Raw genomic sequence first — 1405 nt, 5'->3', positions numbered from 1 at the left:
TCAATTTTTTTATGACAAAATATACATTTGAATTTAAACTAAAGATTGTTAAAGAGTATCTTGACAAGAGAACTGGTTATCATTCCTTATCAAAAAAATATGGTTTTAAAGATACCCAACAAATCAGAAGATGGATTTTTGCTTATGAAATAGCTGGTGAAGAAGGTTTGAAAACTGGTAAAAATAGAGCATATTCAACCGAAGTGAAGTTAGATGCGGTAAACTTATATTTAACAAGTAACTGGTCTGCTAGAGATATTGCTAAAGACTTAGGTATAATTGATTATTCAAGAATACTTGATTGGGTAAGACGTTATAGATCTGACAATTTTGAGGCTTTTAAACAATCTCGTGGGAGACCTAAGACAGGACAAGAGATCATTAATAAGAAGACAGAGTTAAGTCTAGATGAAAAGGACTTTCGTATAAGGGAATTAGAGCGGGAGTTGGAAAACACTAAAATTGAACTTAAATATTTAAAAGGATTGAGGAGGCTGAGAATGGAACAACAAGCGAAGGAAAAGCACGTCTTGTTCAAACCCTCCACAGAGAATTCAAGTTCCCAATCAAACAACTGTTAATTATTTCAGGACTACCTAAGGCAACGTATTATTATTGGGTTAATTGTTTCGGACGCCCAAATAAAGACGAAGAAATCGAAAAAGTATTGATTAAGCTTAGAAAATTACACCCTAATGCAGGTTATCGCCCCATGGTAGAACTTTTAAAGCGTGAAGGATATATTGTTAACCATAAAAAAGTTCAACGTTTAATGCGAAAGCTAGGACTTTGTATTACTTCTTTTTGGAGGAAAACACGAAAGTATAGTTCCTACAGAGGAAAAGTTGGAAAAGTCGCAAAAAATTTATTAAATAGACGTTTTAATTCCAAAGTTGTTCATCAAAAACTGGTAACTGATACTACTGAGTTTAAATACTACGATAATGGGCAAGTGAAGAAAGCTTACCTCAACCCTTATATGGATCTGTTTAATCGTGAAGTTGTCTCTTTTGAGATAAGCAAGCAACCAAACTTTATAGCAATAAGCAATGCATTAAGTAAAGCAATAGAAATCACATCTGATTGTCCTTATCGGCGTACTTTCCATTCAGACCAAGGTTGGGCTTATCAGACACCGTATTATCGTCAAAAGCTCCAAGAGCACAATATTTATCAATCTATGAGTCGCAAAGGTAACTGTCATGACAATTCTGTCGTGGAGAACTTTTTTGGTATACTAAAACAAGAAGTTTATTACGGAAAACGATTTGATTCATTTGAGAGTTTAGAAATGACAATTAGTAACTACATTCACTACTACAATAATCTCCGAATTAAGAAAAATCTATCCTGGTTGTCTCCGATTGAATATCGGAAGAGTTTCAAGAACAAATAAAAAAATCCA

The 1405-nt window shown here is 33.5% G+C and carries 1 protein-coding gene; it reads left to right on the top strand.

Going from position 1 to position 1405, the window contains the following annotated elements; genetic code table 11:
• Window positions 1–11 precede the first annotated feature (11 nt).
• Window positions 12–1396 (top strand): IS3 family transposase gene (locus tag EF514_RS10665; protein WP_164845598.1). Its coding sequence is split into 2 segments (ribosomal slippage): window positions 12–477 and window positions 477–1396, totalling 1386 coding nucleotides; the frame shifts between segments, so codons are not numbered across the junction.
• Window positions 1397–1405 lie beyond the last annotated feature (9 nt).

The sequence above is a fragment of the Anaerosphaera multitolerans genome, from assembly GCF_004006535.1.
Lineage (GTDB): Bacteria > Bacillota > Clostridia > Tissierellales > Peptoniphilaceae > Anaerosphaera > Anaerosphaera multitolerans.
The sequence above is the reverse complement of the archived record's forward strand: the minus strand, read 5'-3'. Positions and strand labels throughout refer to the sequence as shown.